The organism is Synechococcus sp. SYN20 (assembly GCF_014279555.1).
GTDB lineage: Bacteria > Cyanobacteriota > Cyanobacteriia > PCC-6307 > Cyanobiaceae > Synechococcus_C.
On sequence record NZ_CP047959.1, the window covers coordinates 12,598 to 26,892 of the forward strand.

12 protein-coding genes are annotated in these 14,295 nt (G+C 56.2%); 8 read left to right on the forward strand and 4 right to left on the reverse strand.

The window, feature by feature from the left end:
* Position 1 precedes the first annotated feature (1 nt).
* The 4 genes from ftsY (at position 2) to SynSYN20_RS00070 (ending at position 5,346) form a co-directional block, all read left to right on the forward strand.
* On the forward strand, positions 2 to 1,675 hold the full coding sequence (gene ftsY, locus SynSYN20_RS00055) for a signal recognition particle-docking protein FtsY (RefSeq protein ID WP_186524225.1): 1,674 nt from the start codon (positions 2 to 4) through the stop codon (positions 1,673 to 1,675).
* Between the two features lie 67 nt (positions 1,676 to 1,742).
* On the forward strand, positions 1,743 to 3,152 hold the full coding sequence (locus tag SynSYN20_RS00060; RefSeq protein ID WP_186524226.1) for a PP2C family protein-serine/threonine phosphatase: 1,410 nt from the start codon (positions 1,743 to 1,745) through the stop codon (positions 3,150 to 3,152).
* Positions 3,153 to 3,183: 31 nt separating this feature from the next.
* Positions 3,184 to 4,602, forward strand: a complete 1,419-nt coding sequence (gene argH / locus SynSYN20_RS00065) for an argininosuccinate lyase (protein WP_186524227.1) — start codon at positions 3,184 to 3,186, stop codon at positions 4,600 to 4,602.
* Between the two features lie 126 nt (positions 4,603 to 4,728).
* On the forward strand, positions 4,729 to 5,346 hold the full coding sequence (locus SynSYN20_RS00070; RefSeq protein ID WP_186524228.1) for an RNA-binding protein: 618 nt from the start codon (positions 4,729 to 4,731) through the stop codon (positions 5,344 to 5,346).
* Positions 5,347 to 5,364: 18 nt separating this feature from the next.
* Here the strand turns inward: SynSYN20_RS00070 and dusA are convergent, their stop codons facing one another.
* Entirely contained in the window at positions 5,365 to 6,369 is a 1,005-nt protein-coding gene (dusA, locus tag SynSYN20_RS00075; protein ID WP_186524229.1) for a tRNA dihydrouridine(20/20a) synthase DusA, read from the reverse strand.
* Positions 6,370 to 6,437: 68 nt separating this feature from the next.
* On the opposite strand from dusA, the gene msrB reads away from it, so the two are divergent.
* Entirely contained in the window at positions 6,438 to 6,950 is a 513-nt protein-coding gene (msrB, locus tag SynSYN20_RS00080; RefSeq protein ID WP_186524230.1) for a peptide-methionine (R)-S-oxide reductase MsrB, read from the forward strand.
* The gene (locus SynSYN20_RS00085) at positions 6,877 to 8,193 is read left to right on the forward strand and encodes an NAD(P)/FAD-dependent oxidoreductase (protein ID WP_186524231.1); all 1,317 of its coding nucleotides are present in this window, start codon (positions 6,877 to 6,879) and stop codon (positions 8,191 to 8,193) included. The genes msrB and SynSYN20_RS00085 overlap by 74 nt, the downstream gene beginning before the upstream one ends.
* On the opposite strand, the gene SynSYN20_RS00090 is transcribed toward SynSYN20_RS00085, so the two are convergent.
* Genes SynSYN20_RS00090 through SynSYN20_RS00100 form a run of 3 tightly spaced genes read right to left on the reverse strand, consistent with a single transcriptional unit; the run spans position 8,168 to position 12,316 of the window.
* Positions 8,168 to 9,442 carry a type II secretion system F family protein gene (locus tag SynSYN20_RS00090; protein ID WP_186524232.1) on the reverse strand — a complete coding sequence of 425 codons (1,275 nt, stop codon included), beginning with the start codon at positions 9,440 to 9,442 and terminating at the stop codon, positions 8,168 to 8,170. The two genes, SynSYN20_RS00085 and SynSYN20_RS00090, sit on opposite strands and share 26 nt — an antisense overlap.
* Positions 9,443 to 9,458: 16 nt before the next feature.
* Complete coding sequence (locus SynSYN20_RS00095) at positions 9,459 to 10,532, reverse strand: type IV pilus twitching motility protein PilT (RefSeq protein ID WP_186525332.1); 1,074 nt, start codon at positions 10,530 to 10,532, stop codon at positions 9,459 to 9,461.
* Positions 10,533 to 10,543: 11 nt separating this feature from the next.
* On the reverse strand, positions 10,544 to 12,316 hold the full coding sequence (locus tag SynSYN20_RS00100; protein ID WP_370586690.1) for a GspE/PulE family protein: 1,773 nt from the start codon (positions 12,314 to 12,316) through the stop codon (positions 10,544 to 10,546).
* On the opposite strand from SynSYN20_RS00100, the gene grpE reads away from it, so the two are divergent.
* Both grpE and dnaJ read left to right on the forward strand, forming a co-directional pair.
* Positions 12,315 to 13,121: a nucleotide exchange factor GrpE gene (gene grpE, locus SynSYN20_RS00105; protein ID WP_186524234.1), complete on the forward strand. Its 807-nt coding sequence runs from the start codon at positions 12,315 to 12,317 to the stop codon at positions 13,119 to 13,121. The two genes, SynSYN20_RS00100 and grpE, sit on opposite strands and share 2 nt — an antisense overlap.
* A 42-nt stretch (positions 13,122 to 13,163) precedes the next feature.
* Positions 13,164 to 14,294 (forward strand): molecular chaperone DnaJ, encoded by a 1,131-nt coding sequence (gene dnaJ, locus SynSYN20_RS00110; protein WP_186524235.1) that lies wholly within the window; start codon positions 13,164 to 13,166, stop codon positions 14,292 to 14,294.
* Position 14,295 lies beyond the last annotated feature (1 nt).

Consider the following 14,295-nt stretch of genomic DNA (forward strand, 5'->3'; position numbering starts at 1 on the left):
CATGGTCTACGACTGGTTTAATCGCGGATCCGTTCCTCCTGAAACCCCAGCTGACCCTCCAGTGGATTCAGAGGTGCAACCCGATCATTCTTCTGCGCCTCAACCTTCCGCAACGCAACCAGCAGACGTGCAAGCGTCTGAACCCCAATCGTCTGAGCCGGAAGACGATTCTCTTGAATGGGCCCGCCAGGCCTATGCCCGTTTAAAAGCTCAGAAAGCTGAGGCTGCTGAGACCGCCAAGACAGCCCAGATCGATTCGACGTCGGAACAGAACGTGGCGGTTCCTCCAGTGATGGAGCCTCCAGCGGTGATGCCAACAGCTGTTGTCGCTCCTCCAGAAGTTGCTCCTCCAGAAGCCTCTCCTGCCAGCGAAACTTCTTCGGTTGAGCCCCAGGAGCCCCCTGTTGAGACGGTCGAGTCGGCACAACAGGCCCCGGTGGTGGAGTCTGCTGTTGTTCCCGCGCCTACTACGACCGCACCGGCGTCTCCTGCCCCAACTCCTACGCCTCCTGCTCCTGCCCTGTCTTTTCTTGAACAGGCTGCTGCCCAGCGGGATCAGCGTCAGCAGGAGCTAGAGCAACCAGCTGAGCCAGACCTTGTTTCGGTAGTTCCAGTCGCAGCCCAAGCGGCGCCGACGATTGATCAGGATGAACCCAGCCTTGGAGACTTTGACGATGCATTCACCTGGTCGGCTGAAGTCTTAGCGGCCCAAGGGCGTAGCGCCGAGCAGGTCACTCTTGAGGAGATCGATTGGTTAGGGCGCCTGCGCCAAGGCTTGGAGAAAACGCGCCAAGGCTTTGTTACTGGTCTGCTGGAGAACTTGGGCGACGACCCGTTGACTCCAGAGGTGCTGGACGACCTCGAATCGCTTTTATTGCGGGCGGATGCGGGCGTTCAAGCCACGGATCAGGTGCTCGATGCCTTGCGGCAGCGGATGAACGAACAGGTTGTTGATCCGAGTGAAGGCATTCGCTTTCTGAAGGAACAGCTGCGTGACCTTCTTGATGAGCCGATCAAGGCCAGTGCTGTTGACGTCCTCGCTCCTCAAAGGGATCGCCTGAATGTTTGGCTTTTGGTTGGTGTGAACGGTGTCGGTAAAACCACCACCCTTGGCAAGCTCGCCAATCTTGCTGTTCGCAGTGGGTATTCCGCCTTAATCGCCGCGGCAGATACCTTCCGTGCTGCAGCTGTTCAGCAAGTTCAAGTGTGGGGGGATCGCAGTGATGTGCCAGTTGTGGCCAATCCCTCAGCGAATGCGGATCCCGCAGCGGTGGTGTTTGATGCGATCGGCGCCGCCCGTTCCAAGGGCACTGATTTGGTTCTGGTGGACACGGCCGGTCGCCTTCAGACCAAGCACAACTTGATGGAGGAGCTTGAAAAGATCCGTCGTGTGGTGGATCGTCTCGCTCCCGATGCCCATGTGGAATCGCTGTTGGTGCTGGATGCAAGCCAGGGCCAGAACGGTTTGAAGCAGGCGATGGCTTTTGCCCGTGCTGCTGGGCTCACAGGTGTGGTGATCACCAAGCTCGATGGCACTGCGAGAGGAGGCGTGGCTCTGGCTGTTGCCTCAGAAGCAAAGTTGCCGATTCGTTTTATTGGAGCTGGTGAGGGAATTCGCGATCTTCGTCCTTTCAATAGTTTTGAGTTTGTGGAGGCCCTCTTGGCATCGCGTTGATGCGTTTCGCATTGCGGCCTGATCAAGCTGAACTTGCTACGTTGCGCCTTCTGCTGGGTGCTAGGTCGTGAGCAGCACACCTTCATGGCGACATCCGGCACCCCCGCAACGTGGAATCAACCAATCGTTGACGGCTACAGCCTCGCTACGGCAGCTATTGGAGAGCATGTCGCGGGAGCAGCGTTCCAATCAGGAGCTGCTTGTGTCGCTTGGGTTTGCGTTGCGCAGCTTCAGCAATCTCAACCGCTTTTTGGAGTTGGTGCCGGTGGTGGCTGCCCGGCTTGTGGGGGTGCAAGGTTCACTACTCGTTCCGTTTCAGGCCGACGGACGCCTGTGGCGTGACCAGCTGCAGATGCTTCCTGGTCCCCGCACGGAGGGCTTGTTGCGGGCGCTTGCCGCGCATGAGCCTGGGAACATCATCGGGTTTGGATCCGACGAAAGCCTTTTGCGGGCCATGGATCGCCTGGTTCAGCGGCAGCTGGGGAGTGCTGGTCTTTTTGCAACGTCGTTGATCGCTCGTGGTCGGCCGAGGGGACGCCTTTACGTGTTCAATCCGTCGAGCCCTCTCGCTTGGAGTGATGTTTATCGCCGACATGTGCAGTTGGTGGCTGACCTCACCGGGGTTGCGATCGAAAATGATTTGATGCTTCAGGAGGCCCGTCGCCACGAACGGGTTGATCGTCAGCTCAGCATCGGAGCCGACATTCAGGCTCAGCTGTTGCCTGATCACTGCCCTGTGATCGAAGGCGTGGATCTTGCGGCGCGTTGCCGGCCTGCCTTTCAAGTTGGCGGTGACTACTACGACTTCATTCCTACCCGTCCAGAACTGATCGGGCGCCGTCGGGAGCGCGGCCGTTGGGCTTTCGTGATGGGGGATGTGATGGGTAAGGGTGTGCCAGCGGGATTATTGATGACCATGCTCCGCGGCATGCTGCGAGCCGAGGTTTTGAGTGGCCTACCGCCCGATCGCATTCTTTATGACCTCAACCAATTAGCGCTGGAGGACCTGTCTCAGTCCCATCGGTTCGTCACGCTGTTTTATTCCGATTTCGATCCACGCACGAGGCGCCTGCGTTATGCCAACGCCGCCCATAATCCACCATTGATTTGGCGTGCCCAATCACGGAAATTGATGCGCTTGGATGCCCCCGGGCTGCTGATTGGTCTTCAGCCTGAGGCGGAATATGGCTGCGAATCGCTTGTGCTTGAGCCAGGTGATGTTCTTCTTTATTACACGGATGGAGTCACTGAAGCCCCTGGGATCACCGGTGATCGTTTTGATGAGGCGCGCTTGATGCGCTCACTCGAACAAGCCTGTCGATCAGGAACTGGTTCCCAAGGGATTCTTGATCAGTTGTTCAGTCGTCTCGATCGTTTTGTGGGACCCACCCGTCAGTTAGATGACGATGCCTCGATGGTGGTGCTCAAGGTCAAAGAGGAGATCATGCTGCCGTCTGTCCCCCGGTCTTTGGCCTGACAAGCTGAGGACAAGAGCAGAGGAGAGTGACATGGCAGGCGGGGTGACGGGAGGAGGCTCCGCAACCTGGAGTGATCGGTTTGAGCAGGGATTGCATCCGGCGATTGAGCGTTTTAATGCGTCGATAGGCTTTGATATCACGCTTCTTCAAGAGGATCTGGATGGTTCGATCGCCCATGCCCGCATGCTCGCTGAGTGCGGTGTGATCCAGGAGGAAGAGGCAGATCAACTTGTCAGTGGTCTTGAACAAGTCCGCCAGGAAGCTGCATCTGGACAATTTCAGCCAGGGCTAGCTGATGAAGATGTTCATTTCGCTGTTGAGCGACGTCTGATTGCTTTGCTTGGTCCAGTTGGCAAAAAATTGCACACCGGCCGGAGTCGTAACGACCAGGTGGGGACTGATTTGCGGCTTTGGCTTAGGCGGCGTTTGGACGAGCTTGAACAGTATTTGCTCGGTTTTCAGCGCGCCTTGCTTGACCAAGCGAACCTTCACAGCAACACCTTGATTCCCGGTTACACGCATCTGCAGCGTGCCCAGCCTCTCTGCCTCGCTCACCATCTTCTTGCCTATGTCGAGATGGTGGAGCGGGATCGACAGCGGATGGCGGACTTGCGCAAACGCCTGAATCTCTCTCCTCTGGGTGCTGCAGCTTTGGCCGGCACCCCGGTACCGATTGATCGCAGGAGCACCGCGTTGGCCCTCGGCTTCGATGGCATCTATGCCAACAGCCTGGACGCGGTCAGTGATCGTGATTTCACAGTGGAATTTTCGGCCGCGGCCTCACTGGTGATGGTGCATCTCAGTCGTCTTGCTGAGGAGGTGATTTTTTGGGCATCAGAGGAATGTGGCTTTGTACGACTCACCGATCGCTGTGCGACGGGCAGCAGCCTGATGCCGCAGAAAAAGAATCCCGATGTTCCTGAATTGGTGCGTGGCAAATGCGGACGGGTGTTTGGCCATTTGCAAGGCCTGCTGACGATGATTAAGGGCCTACCACTGGCCTACAACAAAGATTTCCAGGAGGACAAGGAGGCGTTGTTCGATGTGGTGGCCACCACATCGCAATGCCTTGAGGCGATGACGATTTTGCTGCAGGAAGGCTTGAGTTTCAGGACCGAACGGCTGGAGGCGGCTGTTGCTGCGGACTATTCCAATGCCACTGATGTGGCCGACTATCTCGTCGCTAAGCAGGTCCCTTTCCGGGAGGCCTACCAGTTGGTGGGTGCTGTGGTGAAACATTGCCTTCAGGAAGGCGTGCTTCTTCGCGAACTCACTCTGGAGCGTTGGCAGCAGTTCCATCCTGCGATCGAGGCTGATTTGTTTGAGGCTTTAACACCCCGCAATGTGGTGGCAGCTCGAACCAGCGAAGGGGGAACAGGTTTCGTTCGTGTCCATGAACAGCTGGCCATTTGGAACAAACGATTGGGGCTTGCGGATCAGGTTGTTTAGAGGGTGATCATTCGGCTGAGATCGGACTACGCTGAGAGAGCCAGAGATTCAATGATCTTCAATAGGTCCATGAATTGTTGGCCCTTTGATTCCATTGACCCCTCTTAACTTCGGTCCATCAGATAAGTGAGCATTTTTGTCGGCAATCTTCCGTTCCGCGCTGAGCAGGAAGACATCATTGAATTGTTCTCCACCTATGGAGAGGTCACGAATTGTGCCCTCCCTCTAGAGCGAGATACCGGTCGTAAGCGCGGCTTTGCCTTTGTCGAAATGAGCGACGAAGCAGCTGAAGCATCTGCCATTGAGGCGCTTCAAGGTGCTGAGCTGATGGGCCGTCCTCTGCGCATCAACAAAGCTGAGCCCCGTGGCAGTGCCCCTCGTCGCGATTTCGGCGGTGGTGGCGGTGGCAACTACGGCGGTGGTGGCGGTGGCAACTACGGCGGTGGTGGCGGTGGCAACTACGGCGGTGGCGGTGGTGGCAACTACGGCGGTGGCGGTGGTGGCAACTACGGCGGTGGCGGTGGTGGCAACTACGGCGGTGGCGGTGGTGGCAACTACGGCGGTGGTGGCGGTGGCAACTACGGCGGTGGTGGCGATCGCCCTTCTGGTGCCAGTGGCTGGGAAGATCGCAGCTATGGCAGTGGTGCTCCTCCAGCTGGCGGGAGTGCCTATGACGATGGACGCACCCGTCGCCGCCGTGGTGGAGCCGACGACAACAGCGGATATGGCGGAGCCGAGGGCTGATCGCCTGATCGGAGCTGTTTAGAGCCCTGCATCAAGCAGTTGCTGGGCTGCTTCCTCAATAATTTCAATCCCAGCACCAGCTTTTTGAGCTTTGGTGCTCAGATTGTTGCGCCAATACCGTGCCCCGGGCACTGCTTCCACAACGTGGACGAGATGCCGGCATAGATCCCAAAGTCTTCCTCCTCGCTGAAGATGGCGTTCGGCATGGGGGATCAGCCCAAGCACGACATCTGAAGCCAGCACTTGGCGTGGCGTTGCGCCGTAGATCAGGTTGTCGATGTCGCGCCAGCGCATTGGGTGTGCATAGGCGGCCCGTCCGACCATGGCCCCATCGCAATGTTTTAGGGCGTTGAGGCAATCCTCAGGGGTATCAAGACCACCATTTAATTCAATCGTGAGATCCGGTCTGGATTCTTTTAAGGCAATCACTCGATCGTGCTGAAGAGCTGGAATCGTGCGGTTTTGTTTGGGATCTAATCCCTCCAGCCATGCCTTACGTGCATGTACGGAAAAACGCCATGCACCTGCAGCAGCCACTTGATCCACAAACTGTCTGAGCAGGTCATCACTGTCGAGATCATCGATGCCCACGCGATGCTTCACCGTGACAGGGAGAGATGATGCCGCCACCATGGCCTCCACACAGCGAGCCACGGTTTCTGGTTCTGCCATCAAACAAGCCCCAAAATTCCCGGCTTGAACTCTTGGACTTGGACAGCCCACATTGAGATTGATTTCGTCGTACCCCCAATCGGCAGCCATCCGCGTGGCGTCGGCCAGCAATGCAGGATCGTCGCCCCCCACCTGCAGGGCTATGGGGTGTTCCTCGGCGTCGAAGTCCAGTAGCCGTTCACGCCGCTTGCTGTGGTGGAGAGCTTGCGCCACCACCATTTCGCTGTAGAGCAGGCTTTGTTTGCTGATTTGGCGCATCAGCATGCGGAAATGCCGATCCGTGCAATCCAGCATGGGCGCCACGCTGAAGCGCCAGGCGGGTTCCCGATCAGGTTTTTGGAGGGAATCCATGCCTCCATGCTGCCTCGCTTTCCGCACGAGGCGCTTTAGAACAAAGAGTGTCTTTAAAAGGCGTGCAGATGAGTACTTCGATGCAAAGTTGGTTGTTAAGCCGTCGTTCGATGCTTCTCGCTTCGATTGCTGGGCTCATTGGTGTGATGAAAGTGCCAGAACAGGTGTTGGCTGCTTCCAAGGCTGGTGAATCCGCCTGGGATCTCAGCGATGAGGAATGGAAAAAGCGTCTCTCGCCTGAGGCCTACCAAGTGTTGCGTCAGGAAGGCACAGAACGACCTTTCACCAGCCCGTTCAACAACGAAAAACGAGAGGGCACCTACCACTGCGCCGGTTGCGACCTGCCGTTGTTTGCTTCCTCCGCCAAGTTTGATAGCGGTACCGGTTGGCCCAGTTTTTGGCAGCCGCTTCCGGGCGGTGTGAATACAAAAGTAGATTTCAAGTTAATTCTTCCTCGCACTGAATATCACTGCAGCCGCTGCGGTGGGCATCAGGGCCATGTTTTTAATGACGGTCCCCGACCGACAGGTAAGCGCTACTGCAACAACGGAGTCGCCCTGCGTTTCCAACCCACGGCATGACCTAATCGTGATCGGTGGTGGGCCTGCCGGTTTCATGGCAGCGATCACCGCCGCCGAACGAGGAGTTCGTGATGTTCTGATCTTGGAGGCCACCCCTGAAGTGCTCACAAAAGTGCGCATCAGCGGTGGCGGTCGTTGCAATGTCACCCATGCTTGCTGGGATCCCAAGGAGCTTGTGGGTCACTACCCCCGAGGCAGCAGGCCACTGCGGGGTCCATTTAGCCAGTTTGCATGTGGAGATTCGATTGCTTGGTTCGATGAGCACGGACTCACGCTTGTGGAAGAGGCTGATGGAAGGATGTTTCCCCAGCAGAATCGCTCCGAGGCGGTGGTGGAGTGCCTGAGGAGGGCTGCTATATCAGCAGGGGTGAAGATTCAGTGCGGATCTGCTGTGCGGCAACTCAGCTGCTCGGAGGGTGGTGGATTTCAAATCTCCGATCAACGGTCTGCATTTCATCAGGCCAAGCGGGTGTTGCTGGCCAGTGGTGGCCATCCCAGTGGCCGGCGTCTTGCCCAGGATTTAGGTCACAGGATTGTGCCGCCGGTACCGTCGTTATTCAGCTTGAAGTTGCAAGCGCCTGCTTTGACGGCATGCAGCGGTATTGCCCTCGATGACGTGGGCTTGGATTTAAGCGTTGCTGATCAGCGTTTTCGTCAGACGGGCCGGGTGCTGTTGACCCATCGGGGTGTGAGCGGGCCTGCCGTCTTGAGGCTCACCGCGTTTGCAGCCCGGGCCCTCCATGCCAGTCGTTACCAGGGTGAGTTGCGGGTGGATTGGAGTGGAGGTTTGGGTCGCGAGCGTGTTCAGAACAAGCTGCAGCAGGCGCGCCTTGAGCAGGCGCGTCGCACGGTGGTGGCTGCCAAGCCGTTTGAACATCTGCCGCGGCGGCTTTGGCTTGCCTTTTTGACGCAGGCGGGAGTGGATGCAGAGCGGCGTTGGGCGGATCTTCCAGCGAAGGCGGAACGCAATTTGGTGGAGACCGTCTGCGCTCAGCGCTTATCGATCCAGGGCCGCGGCCCGTTCGGGGAAGAATTTGTGACCGCTGGAGGTGTTGATCTGGGCGAGGTGAACTTGGCGACGATGGAAAGTCGGCGCTGTGCTGGGTTGTATTTAGCGGGTGAATTACTGGATGTGGATGGGGTCACTGGAGGCTTTAATTTCCAGGCCTGTTGGAGCGGCGGCTGGCTTGCAGGTGAGGCGATAGCTACGTCTTGTTTTACTGAATCTGATCAAACACCGTAAACATCGGCAGGTACATCGCCAGGAGGATCGAACCCACAATTCCTCCCACAACCACAATCATTGCGGGCTCCAACATCGAGGTGAGTGCCTTCACCGAAGCTGAAACCTCGTCCTCATAAAAGTCGGCCACTTTGCTGAGCATTCGATCCATTTCGCCGGTTTCCTCACCAATCGAGAGCATGCTCAGTGCCATGTCTGGTAAGACTTTTTGGCGCGTCAATGCTGTGCTCAGCAACACGCCTTCTTGCACCATGGTGCGCGAGTCGAGGATGGCGTCAGAGATGATGGAGTTGCCAGCAGTTTCGCTGGAGATCTCCATCGTCATCAGGATTGGAACTCCAGCACGCGTGAGTGAGCTGAAAATTCTGCAAAACTGAGCGGTGGCTGTTTTCATGATGAGATCACCAAACAACGGTAGCTTGAGGATCAATTTGTCGATCACTCTGCGGCCTTTGTGAGTGTTGTAATAACGGCCAATCATCCAGGCGCCAACCATGAGAATGCCTGCGAAAACAAGTGAAGCGGAAGAGCGCAGTAGGGCGCTTAAATCCACCATTAACTGGGTAAATAATGGCAATTCGGCTCCCAGATCTTCAAAGATTCCGGCGAAAGTGGGAATCAAAAAGATCGTCATTCCTAAAAACACCAAAATGGCGATCACCAGCACGGCCACCGGGTAACCCAAGGCACCTTTGATTTGGTTTTGGAGCCTGGCATTGTCTTCCAACAACTTGGCGAGGCGTTTGAGGGATTCATCGAGAACACCGCCGGCTTCTCCTGCCTCCACCATCGCGATGGTGAGCTGATCAAACACCTTGGGCCATTGGCGCATCGCTGCTGCCATCGCCGTGCCCTGATTCACCTCGAGTCCCACGCTGGTGAGAGCTTTTTTGAACATCGGTAGTTTCTGTTGCGTGGCCATGAGATCGAGGCTGCGCACAATCGGCACCCCTGCATCCACAAGCGCAGCCAGCTTGCTGGCCCAAATCGCTTTCTCTTTCACCCCGGGTGGCTTTTGGAACGCTTCTCCCAGATCCATCGACATCCACCCTGCTGATGAGCTTTGACCAGCGCTTTTGGATTCGGCCTTGGCGTTGTTGTTTCCTTTTCCTTTGTCTTGGCGCAGCTCTTCCGCTTTGATGCCTCGCCTGCGCAGAAGACGACGGGCTGAAACAGCATCATTTGCTTTGACCGTGACCGTGCGCGGTTGGCCTGTGGCTGAGGTGTAAGTGGCGGTGAAGGAAACCATGCGCTGATCGACCGATTTAGTTGTTGATTAGGCGTTCCAGTTCCGCGGGTTTGCTGGCTTTGCTGTGCCCTTCATCAAGACTGATTTCGCCGCGATCAATCAGATCGGCAAGCGCTCTTTCAAGGGTTTGCATGCCCCGTTCGCCTCCGGTTTGAATTTGGGAATACAGCTGAGCTGTTTTGCCTTCACGGATCAGGTTGGCGATGGCTGGGGTGTTGATCATGATTTCTTGAGCCATCACGCGACCGAACTGCCCAGGTGCAGGATTTTGGCGTCGGCAGAGCGTTTGAGAGAACACTGCCGTCAGGCTTCCTGAGAGTTGCACGCGGATCTGGGTTTGCTGGCCAGGTGGAAACACATCCACCATCCGATCAACAGTCTGAGCGGCAGAACTGGTGTGCAAGGTTCCAAACACCAAATGCCCAGTTTCCGCAGCGCTGATTGCCAGTTGAATCGTTTCGAGATCACGCATTTCACCCACCAAAATCACGTCTGGGTCTTCGCGCAGAGCAGCGCGCAGCGCATTGGCAAAACTGCGCGTGTCCTCGTTGAGTTGGCGTTGATGCACCAAGCTCTTATCACTGGTGTAAACGAATTCGATCGGGTCTTCGATGGTGAGGATGTGCTCAGCCCGTGTGTGGTTGATGTGATCGAGAAGTGCTGCGAGCGTGGTGGTTTTGCCTGAACCCGTCGGGCCCGTGACCAGAACAAGACCACGGGGGCGTTTGCTGGTTTCCACGACGACTGGAGGCAGATTCAGCAGCTCAACGCTGGGGATTTTGCTCCCAAGAGCACGCAAGCAGGCGGCATAGCTGCCCTTCTGGCGGTACACATTCACGCGAAAACGGGCGACCCCTTTCAAGCCATAGGCACAATCCAGCTCCCACGTTTGTTCGAGTGTTTTGCGTTGGCTGTTATTGAGCATCGAAAAGATCAGGCGGTTGCAGCCTTCTTCACTGAGCGGTTCCTCTTGCATCGGTCGCAGTTCGCCACTGAAGCGGCCGTAAGGCGGTTGTCCGCTGGCGATGTGGAGGTCGCTTCCGCCTCCGTTCACCAGCTGTTCCATCAGGTCTTCGATCATTCGTTCCATGCTTGGAGCTCTCACTGACGGGGTGTCAGGCAATACGGGCATTCCAGCCAACCTTCTTGCAGTCCGCCACCACATCCACGGCAAGTAACAGTGCTAAGGGCCCTGGCGCGTTGTTCGGATTCCAGGCCCGCATCCGTTAAAACCATGCGGTCCACCTCTTCCAGAGTGGTGTGACCTTCTCGCACGAGATCGAGGCTGTAGCCAAGCAAGGTTTTCATGCCTCCTTCCAGAGCTAGCTGGCGGACAAGATCAGTGGTTGCACCTTTGGCGACAGATGCCGCTAAGGCTTCATTCATGCGCAGCACCTCGTACACACCGATACGGCCCTTGTAACCGGTGCCCTGACAGGTGGGGCATGGCGTTTCTGGCCCTTCGTGGTGTTTGGCTTTGAAAAAGGTGACATTGCCTTCATCGCTCGTCATGAGGCCAAAGCGGCCTAATTCTCGCGAATCTGGGTGGTAGGGGATCCGGCAATCACTACATACGCGTCTGAGCAAGCGTTGGGAAACGATGCCGAGCAAGGATGCGCTCACCATGAACGGTTCCACGCCCATTTCGTCGAGTCGAGCGATGGCGCTCGGTGCATCGTTGCAGTGCAGGGTGGTCAAGACCAAGTGCCCAGTCAGTGCTGCTTCGATAGCAGTTTTCGCTGTTTCTTGATCACGGGTCTCACCCACTAACAGAACATCTGGGTCCTGGCGCATGAAGGCGCGAAGGGCCGTGCTGAAGTCAAATCCTTTCTCTCGATTGACCTGACATTGAGTAATACCAGGCAATGTGTATTCAATTGGATCTTCTACGGTGGAGATATTGATCCCGGGTTCGTTGCGCTCTGCTAACAGCGAATAAAGAGTTGTCGATTTACCAGATCCTGTTGGACCGGTCACAAGAATCATGCCGAATGGTTTTGATCCAAGGGTTCGTACAAGCTCGAGTGTGTTGGGATTGGAGATGAGCTTATCCAGTCCTAATTGAGTGGATTGACTATCGAGTAACCGCAAGCAAATCTTTTCGCCATAGCGGCTGGGAAGGCTGTTGACGCGAAAGTCAACAGTTCGTCCTTTGTATTGTCTACGGATGCGACCATCTTGTGCTTGCCTGCGTTCAGCGATATCAAGATCAGCCATGATCTTGAAGCGAGAGGTAATCGCTGGGATTAATTTAGTGGGGAGTGGTTGCGCTAAATTGGTGAGTACACCATCCTTTCTAAGCCTAATTTGCAATCCTGCTTGTTGCGGCTCTACATGGATATCACTGGCATTCATGTCTAATGCCTTAATTAAGATACGATCCACCAATGTGACGACTGGAGATGCACCGGTTATTGATGAATTGATGTCTAGCGAGGAGGCCGAATTGCTTTGAATTTCAGCTTCGTCTGGATCGGCACTTAAGATTCCTTCAGTATCAAATCCATCGAGAAGCGATTTTGCTGTCTCGCTAATTGATGTTTGGCTGATATTTGAACCTGAGTTGAATTCTTGTGGATCAAGAATCTGTTTTAGATCTGCTCCATTGGCTAGTACAAGTTTGGAGATGTAGCCATGGCTTTTTAAAACCTGCTTGAGTTGTTCACGACTGTTTCGGTCGCTGCTGCTTGCGATGGCCACCATGAGGCCGTCGTCGCTGAGATGGATGGGGAGCGCTTGAAGTTGCTTCCAAGTTTCAAGGTCTAAAACCTGCCCGGAATGGAGGAGTGCTTTTCCAGCGGCAAGCTCTGCCTCTGAAATCAGCTTTGCCGGCAGAGCAGGCGGTAGCGGCATTCGGGTGGAGTCGGCGCTCATGCTGATTCGGCTTTCCGCGCTTGTGGTGGGTGCATGTGACCCTTCAACATGTCTAGACGTGATTTTGCATCTGGTCAGCATGAGCGGCGACGCTTCCATCCCGGCTAACGATTCGGCATCGGATGTTCCCGAAGCCCAGCAGGACCCCACAGCCTCTGTGGAGGAAACACCTGACCCCGCTTCTCCCGACCCTGCTTCAGAGGGGGTTTCCTCTGCTCAGAACAATGAAGCGCGGCTTGAGCAATTAGAGCGCGAGCACAGCACCCTCCGCCAAGAACACGAAACCTTGAGTGGTCAGTACGTGCGCATCGCGGCCGACTTTGACAATTTTCGCAAACGTCAGAGCCGGGATCAGGACGACCTGAAGTTGCAGATCACCTGCAGCACGCTGACTGAAATCCTCCCTGTTGTTGATAATTTCGAACGCGCTCGGCAACAGCTTGATCCTCAGGGAGAAGAAGCCCAAACGCTTCACCGCAGTTATCAGGGCCTTTACAAGCAACTTGTCGATGTGCTGAAGCAACTCGGTGTGGCCCCGATGCGGGTTGTTGGACAAGAGTTTGACCCCAACCTCCATGAAGCTGTGTTGCGCGAACCCAGTGATGAGCATCCAGAAGATGTGGTGGTTGAAGAGTTGCAGCGTGGTTATCACCTCAGCGGCAAGGTCTTGCGTCACGCCTTAGTCAAGGTGTCGATGGGACCTGGACCGCAACAGTCAGATGCCGCGGTTCATGGGACTGAAGGTGGTGAGAGTGCAGCAAGCGAAGGTGTTGATAGCTCCCCGACGCCTGAGGCGAGCGAATGATTCAAAACTTTTGCCTAGTGTGCGCAGCGGAATGACGAGCTGATGGCCGATTACTACGACCTCCTTGGCGTCAGCAGGGATGCAGATGCCGACACCCTGAAGCGCGCTTACAGGCGGATGGCTCGCCAATATCACCCTGATATCAATAAAGACGCTGGCGCTGAAGACCGCTTTAAGGAGATTGGCCGCGCTTACGAAGTGCTGAGCGATCCCCAAACCCGTGGGCGGTACGACCAGTTCGGTGAGGCCGGACTCGGTGGCGGCGGTGGCATGCCCGATATGGGCGATATGGGTGGTTTTGCAGATATTTTCGAAACCTTTTTCAGCGGATTCGGTGGTGCTGCTGGCGGCGCTGGTCGTCAGCGCAGGCGAGGACCTCAACAGGGAGATGACCTCCGCTACGACCTCACGATTGATTTTGACCAGGCTGTGTTCGGCCAAGAGCGGGAGATTCGCATCCCCCACCTCGAGACCTGCACCACCTGTGGTGGCAGCGGTGCCAAAACTGGCAGTGGTCCCACCACCTGTACCACCTGTGGCGGAGTTGGGCAGGTGCGTCGCGCCACGCGCACTCCGTTTGGGAATTTTGAGCAGGTGGCTGAATGCCCCAGTTGCAATGGCACCGGTCAAGTGATTGCTGACCCTTGCAGCTCCTGTGGTGGTCAAGGGGTCACGCAAGTCCGTAAGAAATTGCGAATCAATATTCCTGCCGGTGTCGACACGGGGACCCGCTTGCGGGTTTCCGGAGAAGGCAATGCTGGGCTGCGTGGCGGTCCATCCGGAGATTTGTATGTTTTCCTCACGGTTAAATCGCACCCGAGCCTGAGGCGTGACGGGCTCACCGTTCATTCGGAGGTGAAGGTGAGTTATCTGCAGGCAATCCTCGGAGACACTATTGAGGTGGAAACCGTGGATGGACCCGAATCCCTTGAGATTCCGGCAGGTACTCAGCCCAATTCCGTTTTAACGCTTGAAAACAAGGGCATCCCAAAGCTGGGCAATCCAGTAGCCCGTGGTCATCAGCGCATCTCCGTCACGGTGACCTTGCCCACCCGTCTCAACGATGAGGAACGCGGTCTCCTCGAAGATTTGGCTGGACACCATTCAGCCCGTGGTGAGCAGCACCATCACCACAAGAGTGGTCTTTTTGCCCGACTGTTTGGGCAACGCTGAC